Source organism: Agrobacterium sp. OT33, assembly GCF_017313365.1.
Classification (GTDB): domain Bacteria; phylum Pseudomonadota; class Alphaproteobacteria; order Rhizobiales; family Rhizobiaceae; genus Agrobacterium; species Agrobacterium rhizogenes_A.
Map to the genome: position 1 here is coordinate 23,823 of NZ_JAFLMZ010000013.1, position 16,132 is coordinate 39,954.

Sequence of the window (16,132 nt, forward strand, 5' to 3'; positions counted from 1 at the left end):
AGCGCGAGACCGGTTGGCCCTATGCGACATTCTGCCCGGTCCTTGCCTCAAGCCGATGCGTGGCGGAAAGAACGGGCATCACAACTGGCACGATGCCTGGTTGTCTTCAAAAAGCCGCCATCTTTGACTTCACCGGCTATCGCCTTCAGGACGGTCGTTCTCAGAGCGCAGGGAAAGTCCGAACGACACCATCGTGCAACCCGCCACAAGAAGATCCGCAGCCAGAATGATGTCTGGTCCGGCACCGAGCCGGAAACAACGATCGACGACCAGCCAGAGGATAAAAAACAGTGTGGTCCATCCACCCGCCAGGAGGGATGCGGCGCCCCGGCGCGGGCGGAGCGTTTCGCCAACCCAGAGCCGCAGCAATGCGAGACCGAGAAACAGGCCGCAGAAAAGCAGGAAAATGGCGGGGGACAGCAGGCCCTGATCGACACAGACGACGCATCCCATGGCCGCCTGAAAGGCGCCGATGGCAATCCAGTCCGGGTAAGGTACCGGACGCGCAAGCCGCATGATGATGATCGCGAAGAGCAACCCGCCCAGCATTGGTGCCAGACCCGGCAGATACCCCTCGAAATTCCGCTCAAGAAACCTGTTGGCGAGCGACAACAGGGCAAAATCAAGAAGAATCACACCGAGCGCGACGATCCTCAGCCAGTCGGACGGTTTCTGGAAACGGTTCGAGCCGGTCTCCCGTCCCCAGCGGATGAAAAGGCGGAGCCGGGGGAAAAGAGACGGGGCACGTTGGTGGGGAAAAACGTGCCCCGTCCGATGTCCGGCGATGGGCGCTGCGGACATCACAGGCCCTGACTGTGGGGGACGATACGTCAGAGCCATGGTTATCGGAGGCGGACCGGCCGCGAAGTCCGCATAGCCTCCCGAAACGAACAGGTCGCCACGGAGCGAAAGGGACTGGTGTGGAACATTTTCCCGATCCTGCGTCATTTTCGGAAACGCCTCCTCCATTCGCCAACCGGTTCGCTTTCGAGGTCACACCGGTCAACCAGCCCCATCCGCAAGGGTGGAAAGGGCCATGTCTTTATATATACATACAACACGTTTGTAAATTCGAACCTAATCATCTTTCCTCACCAGCGCGCGTCAGACGTGGTTTGCCTGCCCTGACTTTTTTCAGGAGTGGTTCAGTTTCGATCCGGGTGTTTTTGCTGAAGCCCGGCCAGCAACGTTGTAATCAGAAGGCTTCCGTCCTGAGAAAGCGTGAAGACGCTCTTTCTCAAGGCCCATTCCGTAATGAGGCCGCCTATGGCCGCATAAAGCATGGACGCAGCCTTTTCCGGTGTCCATGGCTTCATCATTCCGGGGTTGCGCTCGACGGCCCTGAATATGCGCACGAACAATTCGTGCATTTCCTCGGGAAAGGTATTTTGCGCCGCCTCGTCTTTTTCCGCCATAACGATATCGAGCCGCATCATGACCCGCAGCAGACCGCGCTGACGGGGATCCTGCTCCAGCTGCCTGAAAGTGTCGGCGATGATGTCGCCGAGCTTTTCGATGGAAGCGGAGCTGCGACCCTCGGAAAGTTCATCGGCAAATCGCCTGAATGGTTCCTGCGCCTCGTTTCTGAGGGCGAGCAGAAGACCGTGCTTGTTCTTGAAGTGCCAGTGGATCGCCCCGCGGGTCACGCCGGAAAGAGCAGCGATTTCTTCCAGGCTCACATTGTCGTAGCCCTTGTCCAGAAACAGGGTCTCCGCCGCCTGCAAGATCTGGCGACCGGTTTCCGCCGCCTGCTCCTTGGTTCTCCTCACGTCTCTCAACTCCCATGACTGAATTGCGCCGTTGCTTTTCTACATGGACCAGCACGGCAAAAGCAAACCGCCGCCCCGCCGCAGCTCGTCGCGGCGGGGCGGTAATTCATCGGCCTCAGGCGGTTTTCGGCTCCGCCACCTTCACCCTCCTGCGGCGAAAGATATCCGATATCAGCACGAAGAAGACCGGCACGAAAACAATCGCCAGCAAAGTCCCCGTCACCGTTCCGAAGAAGGTGGCAAAACCGATTGCCTGGCGCGCGCCGGCGCCGGCGCCTGTCGATATGACCAGCGGAATGACACCGAGACCAAAGGCAAGCGAGGTCATCAGGATCGGCCGGAAGCGAAGTTTCGCCGCCTGGCAAACCGCCTCGAATGCGCTTTCGCCAAGCTGCGCCATTCTCTCTCGCGCAAATTCGACGATCATGATGCCGTTCTTGCCCGTCAGGCCGACCACGGTCAGAAGACCCACCTGGAAATAGACGCCGTTCGACTGCCCACCGATCCACGCACCCAGAAGCGCACCGAGGATACCGACCGGCATGGCGAGCAGAACCGCAACGGGAATGGTCCAGCTTTCATAGAGCGCCGCAAGGCAAAGGAACATGGTTGCCAATGCCAGCCCGTAGAGAGGTAGGGCGCCGGCACCGGCATCCTTTTCCTCGAGCGACATTCCCGTCCATTGCAGGCTGAAGCCCGGCGGCAGTTTCGCCGCGAGCGCCTCCATTTCCGCCAGCGCCTCACCCGAGGAGAAACCCGGAGCCGCCGACCCTTCGATCGACATGGCGGGCAGGGCGTCATAACGGCTGACCTGTTGAGGGCCGAAAACCCAGTTCTGGCTGGCGATGGTCGAAAGATCGACGAAATCGCCATTCGCATTCGGCACCCGCCAGAGAGCAAGATCCTCCGGCCCGGTGCGGGCCAAAGGCTCGCCCTGCACGTAAACGCGCTTCATGCGCCCCTCGTAAAGGAAGTCGTTCACATAGGAACTCGACCAGACGGTGGTCAGGAACGAGCCGACATCCGCAGCGCTGAGGCCAACGGCGCCGGCCTTGCCCCAGTCGATGTTGAGTTCGAACTGGGAAGCATCCTCCACACCGTTCGGCCGGACCGCCATGAGTTTCGGGCTTTGCGCCGCCAGACCCAGCAGCATGTTGCGCGCTTCCAGAAGCTGCTCGTGGCTCTGGCCGGAACGCGCCTGGAGGAAGGCGGTAAAGCCGTTGGAATTGCCGAGTTCCGTGACCGCCGGCGGTACCAGCGGAACCACGATCGCTTCCTTGATGCCGCCCATCAGAGGCCCGAAGGCACGCGCGGCGATGGCCTGGGCGGAGTTTTCCTTGCCCTTGCGCTCTTCCCAGTCCTTCAGCTTGACGAACATCATGCCCATGTTCTGGCCCTGACCGGCAAAGGAGAAACCACGAACCGAGAAGACAGACTCGACGTTCTGGGCTTCGGCATTCATGTAGTAGTTTTCCACCTTGCCCAGAACCGCCTCGGTATTTTGCGCGGTCGAACCGGGTGGCGTCTGGATGATGGTCATCAAGGTTCCCTGATCCTCGTCGGGAAGGAACGAAGTTGGCGTCTTCTGATAAAGGAAGACCATGGCGCCGACCAGTAACAGGTAGACGAGGAACATTCGCAACGGCCTTTTCGCCGAAGCCCTGACGACATTGCCGTACCGCGTCGTCAGCCATGAGAAATTGCGCTCGAACCAGTTGCTGAAACGGCTGGCGAGGCCGGACTTCGCATTGTGGTCATGGGCCTTCAGCATGGTCGCGCAGAGCGCCGGTGTGAAGATCAGGGCGACCAGCACCGAGAGCGCCATGGCCGCGACGATGGTCACCGAGAACTGCTTGTACATTTCCCCTGTTGCGCCGCCGAAAAACGCCATCGGCACGAAGACGGCGGAAACCACCATGGCGATGCCCACGAGCGCGCCCTGGATTTCTCCCATCGATTTTTTCGTGGCCGCGACAGGATCGAGATGCTCGTCGCGCATGATACGCTCGACATTTTCCACCACCACGATCGCATCATCCACCAGCAGACCGATCGCCAGAACCATGGCGAGCATGGTGAGCGTATTGATCGAAAACCCGAGCGCCGCCATGATGCCGAAGGTTCCAAGCAGAACCACCGGCACGGCCAGCGTCGGGATCAGCGTCGCGCGGAAATTATGCAGGAAGATCAGCATCACGAACACAACCAGCACAATCGCTTCGATGAGCGTGTGAATGACCGCCTCGATGGAAAGCGAGACGAACGGCGTCGTATCATAGGGAATGACATAGCTCACGCCGGCGGGAAGAAACGCGCCGAGATCGGCCATCTTCGCCTTCACCAGTTCCGCCGTTTCAAGCGCATTGGCGCCGGATGCAAGCTGGATCGCCATGCCTGACGACGGTTTGCCGTTATAGAAACTGGAGATTTCGTAGTTTTCCGTTCCAAGCTCGGCCCGCGCCACATCGCGCAGCAGCACCAGCCCGCCATCGGTATCGGCACGCAGCACGATGCGTTCGAAATCCTGCGGCGTCTTCAGGAGCGACTGGGCGGTGACGGTGGCATTGAGCTGCTGGCCTTCCGGCGCCGGCATCGCGCCGAAGGAACCGGCCGATATCTGCGCATTCTGGGCGCTGATGGCATTGATGACGGTGGTGGGAGAAAGACCGTAATATTTCAGCTTCTGTGGATCGAGCCAGATTCGCATCGCATATTCCGATCCGAACACTTCGACCTTGCCGACACCCTTCAGTCTCGACACCGGCTCGACCATATAGGAGTTCAGATAATCGGCGAGATCGATGGCGCTTCGGGCTCCGTCGTCCGAGATCAGCGCGATCACCATCAGGAAGCCGGTTGTCGATTTTTCAACCGTCACGCCCTGGCGTGTCACTTCCGAAGGCAGGCTCGCTTCGGCCTGGCTGAGCTTGTTCTGGACCTGAACCTGCGCGATGTCGGGATCAGTGCCGAGATTGAAGGTGAGCGTGACGGTGGCGCGACCGGTAGAGGTCGTTGACGAGTCGATGTAGCGCAGCCCGTCAAGGCCCGTCATTTCCTTCTCGATGATCTGCACCACCGTATCCGCGACCGTCTCGGCGGATGCGCCGGGATAGGTCGCGCCGATGACCACGGACGGACCGGCGATCGAGGGATATTGCGAGATCGGCAGTCTCATGATCGACAGGACACCGAGGCCCATGATGATGATCGCGATGACCCAGGCGAAAATGGGCCTGTCTATGAAAAACCGCGCCATGGATCAGTTACTCCCGACCCGGGCAGCCTGCTGGCCCACCGGCTGCTGCTCTATTTCCACCGAAGCACCCGGCGCCACCTTCTGGAAACCGGACATGACGATCTGATCCCCCGGTTTCAGGCCGCTGCTGGTGACCCAGCGATTGCCGGCACCGGTGACAATCGTTACCGGACGGGGAACAATCTTGCCGCCCTCCACGATCCAGACGGAGGCCTCGCCTTTGGCATTGCGCATCACGGCGCTTTGCGGAACAAGGATCGCGTCCTTGGTGACGGCCTGCGGCAGTTCGACCTCGACATAGAGGCCCGGCAGAAGCCTGTTATCCGGGTTGGAAAATGAAATTCGAAGCGTGACCATGCCCGTCGTCGGCTCGACCCTCGGTTCGGCCGCCTTCAGGTCGCCCTTGATCGGGTAGGTCTGGCCGTTGGGAAGGATCATCGTTGCGACGGACAGGGACTGGCTGCCCCCCAGCCTTTTGTCGGCATTCCACCGCAACAGGTCGTTTACGGACTGGGTTACATCGACATAGATCGTGTCGAGCGCACGGATCGTGGTCAAAGCCGTCGTCTGCTGCGCAGCCACAAGCGCACCGGCGGTCGTTTCCGAAAACCCGATGATACCGGAGATTGGCGCGCGGATCGTCGTTCTCTCCAGATCGATCTCCGCTGTCGTCAGCTGTGCCCGCGCCACCTGAAGTGCCGCCTGTGTCTTGTTTCTTTCGGCGATCTTGTTGTCGCGGTTGGCTGCCGAGCTGACATTGTTGGCAAACGTCTCTTCGGCACGGCGCGCATCGACGAGGGCGAAATCGTAGCTGGCCTGCGCCTGCGCGACATTGGCCTTTGCCGATTCCACCGCCGCGACATAGGTTTCATCCTCGATCTTGTAGAGGACCTGGCCCGCTTCCACGCGGGCGCCTTCTTCAAACAGCCTTTCCCGGATGATGCCGGAGACCTGCGGCCGCACTTCCGAAACCGTGGACGGCTTGATACGCCCCGGCAGACGGGCAGTCAGCGTAAAGTCCGCTGCCTTGGCGGTTTCGACCGTGACCGACGGGGTTGGCTGCTGCTGTGCGAGCACTCTTCCGGGATAGAGGACGCAGGATAGGATCAACGCAAGGACCACAGTTCGCCCGCGCCGCCACTGACTTTTCTCGACCATTTTTCACCTTTTGATGCAAACGAGCTGCCGGACACATCGCAGCGTCCAATCATTCGACGCATATACATACATTCTGAATGTAAATATCAAGCGAAATATTTTTGCCGCTCGGCATCGGCTGCTCACAATCGCCCTGCGTCAAAGTGTAAAAACTGGCTGTGACAGGGCGCCAAAAAATAAAGAAAATCAGAATGTTGAATATGCCGCTCCGCGGGGAGCAGCTATTCGCCGCAGACGGATGCGGAAGAAAAATTAACATTGCCGACAGGCCGGTTTTCTGGCCCAATGTCTCATTCCCGGTGCGGGACAATCGTCATCGTCCCGCGTAAAACACGGCCGATCTGGCCGCCCCTGCCGACGTGGAGTCATCATGCCCCTTCCCCAGAAAATCGGTTTTATCGGAACCGGAGCAATCACCGACGCAATGGTGCGGGGCCTGCTTCTGAAGCCGGCGGCGGTGCCGCATATCATGGTATCGGCGCGCAACACGGATATCTCGGCCAGGCTTGCCACCGACTTCCTGCAGGTCATCGTCTCCGGCGACAATCAGGCTATCGTCGACGGCTGCAATACCGTCGTTCTGGCGATCCGGCCGCAGATCGCCGAGGAGGTCATCCGCCCGCTGCAATTCCGGAAGGGACAAAAGGTCATCAGCGTCATTGCCGCCACTGGCCGTGAAGCGCTTTTCGACTGGATCGGCGCGGATGTCAGCCTTACGCAGGCAATTCCCCTGCCTTTTGTCGCCCGACGCAAGGGTGTCACCGCCATTTACCCGCCGGATGCCGATACGTCGGCCATTTTCAACAGTCTCGGCAATGCGGTCGAATGTGAGACGAAGGCGGAATACGATCTTCTCGCCGCGGCAAGTGCCCTGATGGCCACCTATTTCGGCATCATGCAGCATACGACTGAATGGCTGGCCGAAAACGGCCTTCCGGAAGAAAAGGGCCGCGCCTATCTTGCTCCGCTCTTCGCCGGCCTTTCCGAAGTGGCCCAGCTTGCCGACAGGGACACCAGTTTCCTCGATCTCAGCGGCGAATTCGCCACCAAAGGCGGACTCAACGAGCAGGTTTTGCAGGATTTTGACCGTAATGGCGGTTCAAACGCACTGAAAGGGGCGTTAAGCCGTGTCTTCGAGCGGATCACGAAATAATAGCGATGAACGACCACAAAGCGCTCAAAACATTTCTGATGGCAGCTGAAAAACGCAACTTCGCACAGGTTGCGCGCGAGCTGGGCATGACGGCAGCGGCCGTCACCCGGGCCATTGCCGCGCTGGAATGTGATCTTGGGGTGCAACTGTTTGTCCGCACCACCCGTCAGGTGTCGCTGACGACTGATGGAGCCATTTTCGCCGCGCAGATTCAGCCGGCGGTCGAAGCGCTCGAAAATGCCCGGCGCGACGTCAGGAATGCCCACAAGGCCGATCAGGGAAGATTAAGGATCAGCGCGCCGACCTGGCTTGGCAAGACCGTACTGCCGCCGATCCTGTCGGGCTTCCGGGAATTATATCCGAAAATGTGCTTCGAGATTTCCCTGTCGGACGGCCTGGTCAATATCGTCGACGATGATTACGATCTCGCGATCCGCATTTCGTCAGCCCCTTCCGACAAGTTCACCATCTGGCGCAAGATCAGGGCCGTACCGAGAATATTGGTGGCGGCACCGGGCAGCCGGTTCACGCAGATGGAACACCCGGGCGAGCTGACACCGGATGATTGCCTTGCCTATAGCGGAGAGAGCCGCCGGGAAAACTGGGTTCTGTCAGACAGCGGAGCTAGTATCACGATCGCGGCAGGCCGCAGATTCAGCGCCAATAATGGCGAGGTTCTGGCAGATTTGGCGGCAGATGGCGCGGGAGTGGCCATGCTGCCCGGATTTCATATCGCCGAACATATCCGCAGCGGCCGGCTCGTTCATGTTCTGCGTGGCTGGTCGCCACCGGAACTCTGGCTGACGCTCTATTATCCGCCCTACCAGAAGCTCCCGCCCCGCATCGCGACATTCTCGAAGTTCTTCGAGGAACAACTGCCGGCGCATATGGTGATGCTGGACTAAACAAGAGGCCAGCGCTGCACCTGTCCGCCGTGGTCCATCCATCTCCCGTGCTGGACGAACCGGCCGTATCCGCATAAGCTGCACGAACAGTCTGCGGCAACCCCGACGTTCATATCGTCCATTCATGGAGGGAGCAGGGTCATCGGCGAAGGAGGCTCCACAAGGAAGGAAGAACCGAGGCTTGCCTGGTGGATCGTGCGTTGGGCGCTGCTCGCGCTGGCAATCCCCGGGGCATCGCAATCGGCGCTGGCCGATGCACCGCGGCTGGGCCCCTTTGAACTGCCGAAGCCGCGCGAACTGACCGTCTTCCGAAACGACGAGGCTTTCAACCCCTATGAGGCATTAAACGGCTCTTTCACGTCACCGGAGACCTGTGCCGCCGTTCCCGATGGACTGTGGGTCGAGGCGGAAGGCAAGGGAGACTGCATTCGTTATTATCCGCAGGCGCTGGCCGATGGTGGGAACCCGACAGTCCTCGTTTATTTCGGTGGCGACGTGATGCTGCGCAATGCGAAGGGCGTGCGTTTCATCACCGATTCCTACATCCGCCAGTCCCCCGCCACGATCGGGGCCGAAATGGCGGAGTGGGCAAAAAAGGCCGGACACCCGGTAATCTTCATGGCACGACCCGGCATCTACGGCTCCTCGGGCAATCACAACAATCGCCGCCATACGCGCGAAATCGCCCTTATGGATGGCGCACTCGACCAGATCAGGCAAAAATACAATATATCGTCCTTCATCCTGACCGGCCATTCCGCCGGCGGACAGATCGTGGCAAGCCTCATGAACAGGCGCAAGGACGTCTCGGCAGCGGTCATCACCTCCGGCCTGGTCTCGGTAAAGCAGGTTTCCGCCTTCTGGGAACGGCGCCGCAAAATTCCCGGCAAACTGCTTTACAACGCCGCTGAATTTTACGACCCCATCACGGAAATCGAGCGCATTTCGACTGATCCCCGACCAGACATCTACGTCATCTCGGATCCGGAAGATCGGGTCGTACCGTTTTTCAGCCAGCTTTTTTATGTCAGAAGACTGCGCGCTGCCGGTTTCGAGCCGCATCATATCTATGCCCAGGCGACAGATCGCCAGCGGCATCTGCTGGCCTATCATGGCCGCCTCGCCGCCGCCCTGATCGCCCAGGGCAGGTCTGAGGTCGAAATCCGCCGTGCCGTCCATGAGATGGACCTTGAACAGTTCAAATAGCAGCCGGTTCGCTCAACCAGTCAATTCAGGCCGCGGCGCTGCCATCGGCGCTCTTCTTCAGCCACGCCACCAGCTCATGCATTCCGGTGCTGTGCGAGCCCTTGAAAAGAACGACATCGCCGTCCGTCAGCCGGTCGCGGAGGATTTCCTTCAGCGCCTGCCGTGAGCCCGCATGGACACCACGCCTTGCCGGTGAAAGCGCATCCCAGAAATCGGTGTAAAGCTCACCCGTAACATAGACCTGATCGATCAAACTTTCCCGCATGAATGCGGCAAGTTCGGTGTGGTAGGCTGCCGCACCGGGGCCGAGCTCCGCCATTTCGCCCAGAACTGCAATCCGCCGTCCACCGCCTTCATGACCGTTCAGGCGCTCCAGCGCCGCGCGCATCGAACCCGGATTGGCATTATAGGCGTCATCGATCACTGTCAGCCGCCGTCCGTCGAGCAACAGGTCGATCTCCTCACCACGTCCGGGCAAAGCGGTAAAACTGTCGAGCTGCGCAATCGCGCGCTCCAGAGGATGACCGAGCGCCGATACGGCAGCAAGGATCGCAAGCCCGTTCAGGGCCATGTGCCGTCCGGCCGCGCCAACGCGATAGGAGATCTCCTGCTCTTTGATCCGGGCACGGGCCTGCCCGCTGGCGATATCGTAATGCAACAATTGAAACAGACATGCATCCGACGTCCCGTAGGTGAGAATATCGAGCCCGCGCCCGCGGGCAGCATCATGCACCGTGTCCCATTCCAGCATGTCGCGGTTGAGAACGGCCTTATCGCCCGGCGCCATGCCGAGAAAGATCGCGCTTTTCGTTCTCGCAATGTCAAAAACCGTGCTGGTTTCTCCCAGATGGGCCGGCAGGACATTGGTGAAGATGGCAACCTTCGGGCGCGCCATGCGCGCGCTTATCGCCATCTTGCCAATCGCCAGTTCCAGAACGACATGCGGCATGTCCCACGGGATCGAGGCCAGGTTCCAGGCGACTCCGGCTGGCAGGTTTGCATTGTGATGGCTTTTGCCGACGGCACCCCAGGCGGAAAGCACATGCGCAAGCATGGCGACAACAGTGGTCTTGCCGGCGCTACCCGTCACGGCCAGCACATTGCCCGTCATCCGGCTGCGGGCGTAGTCTCCCATCGCCAGAACGGCCTGCATGCCCTCCGCCACCTGAAGTGCCGGCTCATCGCGATCGCTGACCAGCCCGGGGTCGGTGGTCATAAGACAGGCCGGCTTATGCAGCCCTTCAAGGGCATGCACCGGCACGCCCGTATCGCCCTCGCGGGCGCGCAGAACAACCATGCTTTCCGGCTGCATGGCTGGCGCGAAGATGCAAAGTCCCTTTGCCGTCCAGCCCTCGGGCGGGTGGCGAAGCCAGGTGCCCCCGGTTGCGGCCTCGACATCGGCCGCCGTCCATTCCCTCTGCTGCGGACAAGCCACAGGCTTCTCCGTCTGACGACCGGGGCGATTGCGCGGCGGCGCATATTGACGGACGAGTTCGCGAAACGCTCTCCGTTCCCTGAGGTAACTGCGATAGGCAACGAAACCGGACAGATAATGTTCGACATCATCGATCCGCACGCGAAATGCGTGGTGGCGGATGAAGAAGGAACCCGCGATACGGTCGGGCCTGCGGCAATACATGGCCATTTCCGGCCAGAAGTGACCATTGAGCAGGTGGTGCGCCCGCTTTTCAAGGGCGCGTTCAAAATGCGCGAGGTCGATTTCGTCAAGGAGCCGACGTAATTGGGGATCGGCAGCGATCCGCGACAGGGTCTGGCGCGCCGCCATCATCAGTTCGAGCAATGTCGGGAAGGTGGTGATGCGATTTTCGACGAAGTCGAGATACCCGGCAATGTTGCGGATAGCGAAACGGAAGTAGCGCTCTTCCGGCCGGTACAGCGTCAGTTCGTTGACGCAATAACCGAGCCAGTGGTCATGGTGTTTCCAATGATCCTTCGCGATGAAATGCTCGAACGCCTTCTCGACGGTCGCGAGCCAGATGGCGTCCCCCGTGAGGCCGTAAAGGCGCATGAGCCCGAATGCCGCCTCACCCTCGTAATAGATGGTGCGATACCTTTGCTTGATGGCCAGATCAGGGAAATTAAGGACATGCACGAACGCCCCGGTCCTGCTGTCCTGCATGTGCCGGATGCCGCGCGCAAGCCTTTCCGCCAGCGCCCGCCATTCATCCTTGCCGCTGACGGTCATGTATTTTACGAGCGCCAGTATCGCGACGGCATTGCCGCCAAGCTTGATTTCATTGTCGGCTTCGACAAGAAACGCGGCCTCCTCGCCATCCAGAAGGCTGGCCGGCTTTACGAGGGTGCCTGCGAGATATTTCAGGGCACGCTCGATCGCACCTTTCAGCTTCGGGTCGTGCGTAACCTCCCAGGCCTCGATCATGGCATAGGTGGTGCTGGCGTGGCGCAGCGCATTATAGGCCTCTATGCGCCGGTCGAAGCAGGCATGATAACCATAGATGAAGGAGCCGTCCTCATTGACCTGCCGGGCAAGATAAGCGGATGAATCGCGCAGCAGCGACAGCACCACGCCGCCGTCGAGCCTCTCGATCCTGCGCCTCCCGGCATCGAGACCTTCCCCGTCGAGCGGATGCAACCGGCCGGTCTCGTCGCAGAAAATGCCCCTGGTGGCAAAAAGGAAAATCGCTTCCTCATCCGAAAACCGCAATGGCGGCATGTCTTCATGGCGGGTTGCGGCATAAAGGCTGAAATTCTTCTCGTTGAGCACGGCGTTGCCAATGGTATTGCCGCCGTAAAGCATCGCATTGGCGTTCAGTTCCTGTTCCGTGAAGGCGAAGCGGAACGCCGGGTCAAGCCCGATACCGAAGCGGAAATAATTGCGTTTGACCTTTGCAAGCAACGCACGCAGACGCGGCCATGTGGTCGCTTCCGCAACCTCTACCCAGTCCACCCGGATCCAGCGCCCCTCGATACCCTCCGCTTTCATGGCGGCAAGAAGCAGGGGGGCACCCTTTTGCCATGCCGATTCCAGCGACGGGCCGGAGGCATTGACGACACGCGCCCGCCTGTCACCGTCCGAAACGGAGAAGAACAGCGTCACGGCTGGAAACGGCATTTCCAAAGGCTGAACTTTTCCGCGCAGGAACGTCCTCATGCCGGAGAGACGTTCCTTCACGTCCTGCGGTTTCGTCGCAAGAATCGCTCCGGTCTCAACGTTCACGTAATGCCTCCCGGGCCTTGTTGAAGGGCTTGACGAGATATTCCAACACCGTCTTTTCGCCGGTATGAATATCGACGGTCGCGACCATGCCCGGCACGATCGGGAATTCCCGGCCCGCGGCATTGACCAGCGCATCCTTCTCCGTCTTGATGAAGACGCGATAATAGTAGATTTCCCGGTCAACCTCGTCCTGGATCGTATCGGGCGAGATGGTCGTCACCTGCCCGTCCAGACTGCCATAGACCGCATAGTCATAGGCACTGATCTTCACGCTGGCACGCTGGCCGGGATGGATATAGGCGATGTCGCGCGGCGAGATGCGCGCTTCAATAAGAAGCTCGTCTCCGAGCGGAATGATGTCCATGAGCTTGCCATTCGGCGGCGCAACACCACCGATCGTCGAAACCTCGATATTCTTGACGATGCCACGCACCGGCGAGCGATGGGTCAGGCGGGCGAGACTGTCCGCACGGCCGGTGACCACGGGCGACAGCGAATTGACCTCGGCATTCACCTTGGTCAGCTCCTCGCGGGCGCGCACCACATATTCGGACTTGATCTCGACCTTCTTCAGTTCCAGTTCCACCATCTGCCTGCGCAGGCGGATGACTTCGACGTTGCTTGCCGCGCCGACGGCCCTGAGTTCCTCGTTGAGCTTCAGTTCGCTGCGCACAAGCGCAAGCGACTCCTCCACCCAATGCAGGGATTCCTCCAGCGCCCGCCGACGGGCCGTATAAAGCTCGGTTTCGGCGGCTGTGAGCGTGGAATAGGGATTGAGAGCCGCCGGGAAGGTAAGGGGGGTGCCGTTGACTTCCGCTTCGAGGCGGGAAGCGGCCGCCAGTGCGGCGCGATACTTGGCCGCGCTCTCCTCGACATCGGATTCGCTTCTGGTCGGATCGAGCTGGGCAAGAATCTGCCCGGGTTCAACCACCTGGTCTTCCCGCACATGGAGCGCGGCGAGAATGCCGCCCTCCAGCGACTGGATAACCTGCTCACGGCTGGTCGGAACCACCCGGCCATCGCCGGAGGAAACCTCATCCAGCCTGGCGAAATAGGCCCAGACCAGCAAGGCCACCAAAAGGGCGACAAAGAGCTGCACCACGCGGGAGGAACGGGTCAGGTTTCGCCCGTCGTCATCACCGAAGGCCCATCCGCCCCGGCCGGAGAAATCACGATCGCCGATGGCCGCCATTTAGACCTCCTCCGTCGATTTGAACGGGAAGCCGGCCACGGTGGCGGGGGGCTTCTTTTCCGGCATCTTCCGGCGAAGGCCGTTCGGCGGCGCGACCTTGTTGACACCGCGCAGGGTGTTGAGAACCTCCTCCTTGTTTCCGTCAAGCACGACCTGTCCGCTTTCGACCACGATGATGCGCTGAACCAACTCGAGAACGCGCATGCGGTGGGTGGCGACGACCACCGTTCGTTCCGCGCTCCAGGACTGGAAGCGCGCGATGAACTGGCGCTCGGTCGCCTCGTCCATCGCCGCGGTCGGCTCGTCCAGCAGCACGATGGCCGGATCGCGGATCAGCAGGCGCGCCAGCAGCAATGCCTGCTTCTGCCCGCCGGAAAGACCCCTGCCGCCCTCGAGGATCGGGTGATCCAGCCCACGGGGAAGCCTGCGCACGAAGTCATCGGCACCGGTCATGGCAAGCGCTTCGAGCAGCACCGGTTCCGGCGCATGCAACGCCCCCAGCATGACGTTTTCCCGGATCGTTCCGTGAAAAAGGCGTGTGTCCTGCGTCAAAAGACCGACATTGCGGCGGACATCAGCGGGATCGATCTGGGAAAGCGCGAGATCGTCAAGCAGCACTTCGCCGGCCGCCGGCTCCACCATGCCGGCCATCGCCAGAAGCAGGGTGGACTTTCCAGCGCCGTTCTTGCCCAGTATCGCAATCTTTTCCCCGGCGGCAACGGCGAGATCGCCGATCGCAAGCGCCGGTTTTCCGGCCCCGCTGCCGTAATGAAAGGCGGCACCCCTGATCCTGTAGGCGCCGCGCAGGGTTGGCGCGCTGACCCGCGTTTCGGTTTCCGGATGATCAGACGGCATGCGCAGGATGGAATCGATGCTGTTGAGCCCGACCCGCGCCTGCTGGAATCTGCCGAGAATCTGCGTCAGCTGCGCCATCGGCGCCATCATGCGTGACCCCAGAATGGAGCAGGCAACGAGCGAACCGGTCGTCATGTCGCCTTCCATCACGATCGGCGCACCGACGAAAACGACGGCGGCGAAAGTTCCGGTCTGGACGGTGTGGCTCCACGCCGCAAGGCCGTTGGTGATGGAGCGCAGGCGAAGCTGCCCATCCGCCGACACCGCATTATAGTGGTTCCAGCGCTGCTGGAAGTGATCTTCGGCCTGCAACGTCTTGATGTCCTCGATGCCTTGCACCGCTTCCACCAGCATGGCGTTTCGCAGGGAGGATTCCCGCATGGCCTCGTTGGCGGCCGACCGTAGCCTGCGCTGCACCAGCAGGCCCGGCAAGATCAGGAGCGTCAGTGCCGCGACGGGAATAATCACCAGCGGCCCGCCGATCATCCAGAAGATGAAGAGGAACAGGAAAAAGAACGGCAGGTCGGCAACCGCAGCCACCGTGGTGGAAGTCAGGAGTTCGCGCACCTGTTCCAGATCACGCAACTGGGCGATGAAGGTGCCGGTGGATGTGGGCCGCGCCTGGTTCTTGACCCGCAGGGCATGACCGAAAACGAGATCCGAAATGCGCATGTCGGTTCGCTTGCCCACGATGTCGATGATGCGGGTGCGCAGGCGGCGCATGATGAAATCGAACAGGGCAGCCAGAAGTACGCCGATGAACAGCACATAAAGCGTGTTGAAGGATTTCGCCGGTACGACCCGGTCATAAACCTGCATGGAGAACATGACACCCGCAAGCGCCAGGACATTGGCCACCAGCGAGGCCAGCATGACATGGCCGTAGGAGCCGATGTCACGGAACGCGATGGTGCGGAACCAGTGTTCGCGGTAAGGTGCGATATAGCTGTCCACACGCTCATCGGCCGTCCCGCGCTGCGGCCGTGCCACGATGACAAAATCGGTCTGGGACAGCAGGATGTCCAACGGCAGCGTCGTGGCGCAGCCACCGTCGCCGCTGAAAACAACCGAGGCCTCCTTGTTTGCCGCAAGCGCGGTGACGACACCCACCGCCCCGTCTACAAGCTGCAGGATCACCGGCAGCCGCCAGCTGGTCAGCAGCCGCGGCGCCGGTGCCGCATGCTTGATCCGCAGCCCGAGCTTGTCCGCCATGCGGGTGAGGCAATCTTCAGTGTCGGTGGCCCGCAGCGCCTCGACAAGCTGCCGTGCACCGCCGGGAGAAAACGGCACGCCATAATGACGCGCCACATATTGGAACGCCTCGCTCCAGCCCGCGATATCGAGACCGGCAGCATTGGTATCAGGGCAGGATTCCGCCATCATGTCGGAAACAGGCATCGATGCTCCTCGCGACGACAGGCGGACGATCATGTCCACCT

At 60.7% G+C, this 16,132-nt stretch carries 10 protein-coding genes; 3 read left to right on the forward strand and 7 right to left on the reverse strand.

The window, feature by feature from the left end:
• Positions 1-129: 129 nt before the first annotated feature.
• The 4 genes from JZX88_RS24775 to JZX88_RS24790 all read right to left on the reverse strand — a co-directional run bounded on the left by JZX88_RS24775 (position 130) and on the right by JZX88_RS24790 (position 6,183).
• Positions 130-948: a hypothetical protein gene (locus tag JZX88_RS24775; RefSeq protein ID WP_206915062.1), complete on the reverse strand. Its 819-nt coding sequence runs from the start codon at positions 946-948 to the stop codon at positions 130-132.
• Positions 949-1,145: 197 nt separating this feature from the next.
• The gene (locus JZX88_RS24780) at positions 1,146-1,769 is read right to left on the reverse strand and encodes a TetR/AcrR family transcriptional regulator (RefSeq protein WP_065116587.1); all 624 of its coding nucleotides are present in this window, start codon (positions 1,767-1,769) and stop codon (positions 1,146-1,148) included.
• 115 nt (positions 1,770-1,884) lie between these two features.
• The gene (locus JZX88_RS24785) at positions 1,885-5,025 is read right to left on the reverse strand and encodes an efflux RND transporter permease subunit (RefSeq protein ID WP_065116588.1); all 3,141 of its coding nucleotides are present in this window, start codon (positions 5,023-5,025) and stop codon (positions 1,885-1,887) included.
• A 3-nt stretch (positions 5,026-5,028) separates the two neighbouring features.
• Positions 5,029-6,183, reverse strand: coding sequence for an efflux RND transporter periplasmic adaptor subunit (locus JZX88_RS24790; RefSeq protein WP_110758943.1), 1,155 nt, complete (start codon positions 6,181-6,183; stop codon positions 5,029-5,031).
• A 370-nt stretch (positions 6,184-6,553) separates the two neighbouring features.
• Here JZX88_RS24790 and JZX88_RS24795 point away from each other — a divergent pair, with 370 nt between their 5' ends.
• The 3 genes from JZX88_RS24795 to JZX88_RS24805 all read left to right on the forward strand — a co-directional run bounded on the left by JZX88_RS24795 (position 6,554) and on the right by JZX88_RS24805 (position 9,447).
• Positions 6,554-7,336 (forward strand): pyrroline-5-carboxylate reductase, encoded by a 783-nt coding sequence (locus JZX88_RS24795; RefSeq protein WP_174033452.1) that lies wholly within the window; start codon positions 6,554-6,556, stop codon positions 7,334-7,336.
• Positions 7,337-7,341: 5 nt separating this feature from the next.
• Entirely contained in the window at positions 7,342-8,241 is a 900-nt protein-coding gene (locus JZX88_RS24800; protein WP_110758938.1) for a LysR family transcriptional regulator, read from the forward strand.
• Between the two features lie 195 nt (positions 8,242-8,436).
• Positions 8,437-9,447 (forward strand): S9 family peptidase, encoded by a 1,011-nt coding sequence (locus tag JZX88_RS24805; protein WP_286172268.1) that lies wholly within the window; start codon positions 8,437-8,439, stop codon positions 9,445-9,447.
• A gap of 25 nt (positions 9,448-9,472) precedes the next feature.
• On the opposite strand, the gene JZX88_RS24810 is transcribed toward JZX88_RS24805, so the two are convergent.
• Genes JZX88_RS24810 through JZX88_RS24820 form a run of 3 tightly spaced genes read right to left on the reverse strand, consistent with a single transcriptional unit; the run spans position 9,473 to position 16,091 of the window.
• Entirely contained in the window at positions 9,473-12,646 is a 3,174-nt protein-coding gene (locus JZX88_RS24810) for a Mur ligase family protein (RefSeq protein ID WP_371741261.1), read from the reverse strand.
• Complete coding sequence (locus tag JZX88_RS24815) at positions 12,636-13,838, reverse strand: HlyD family efflux transporter periplasmic adaptor subunit (protein WP_065116593.1); 1,203 nt, start codon at positions 13,836-13,838, stop codon at positions 12,636-12,638. The genes JZX88_RS24810 and JZX88_RS24815 overlap by 11 nt, the downstream gene beginning before the upstream one ends.
• Complete coding sequence (locus JZX88_RS24820; protein WP_206915063.1) at positions 13,839-16,091, reverse strand: type I secretion system permease/ATPase; 2,253 nt, start codon at positions 16,089-16,091, stop codon at positions 13,839-13,841.
• Positions 16,092-16,132: the final 41 nt, after the last annotated feature.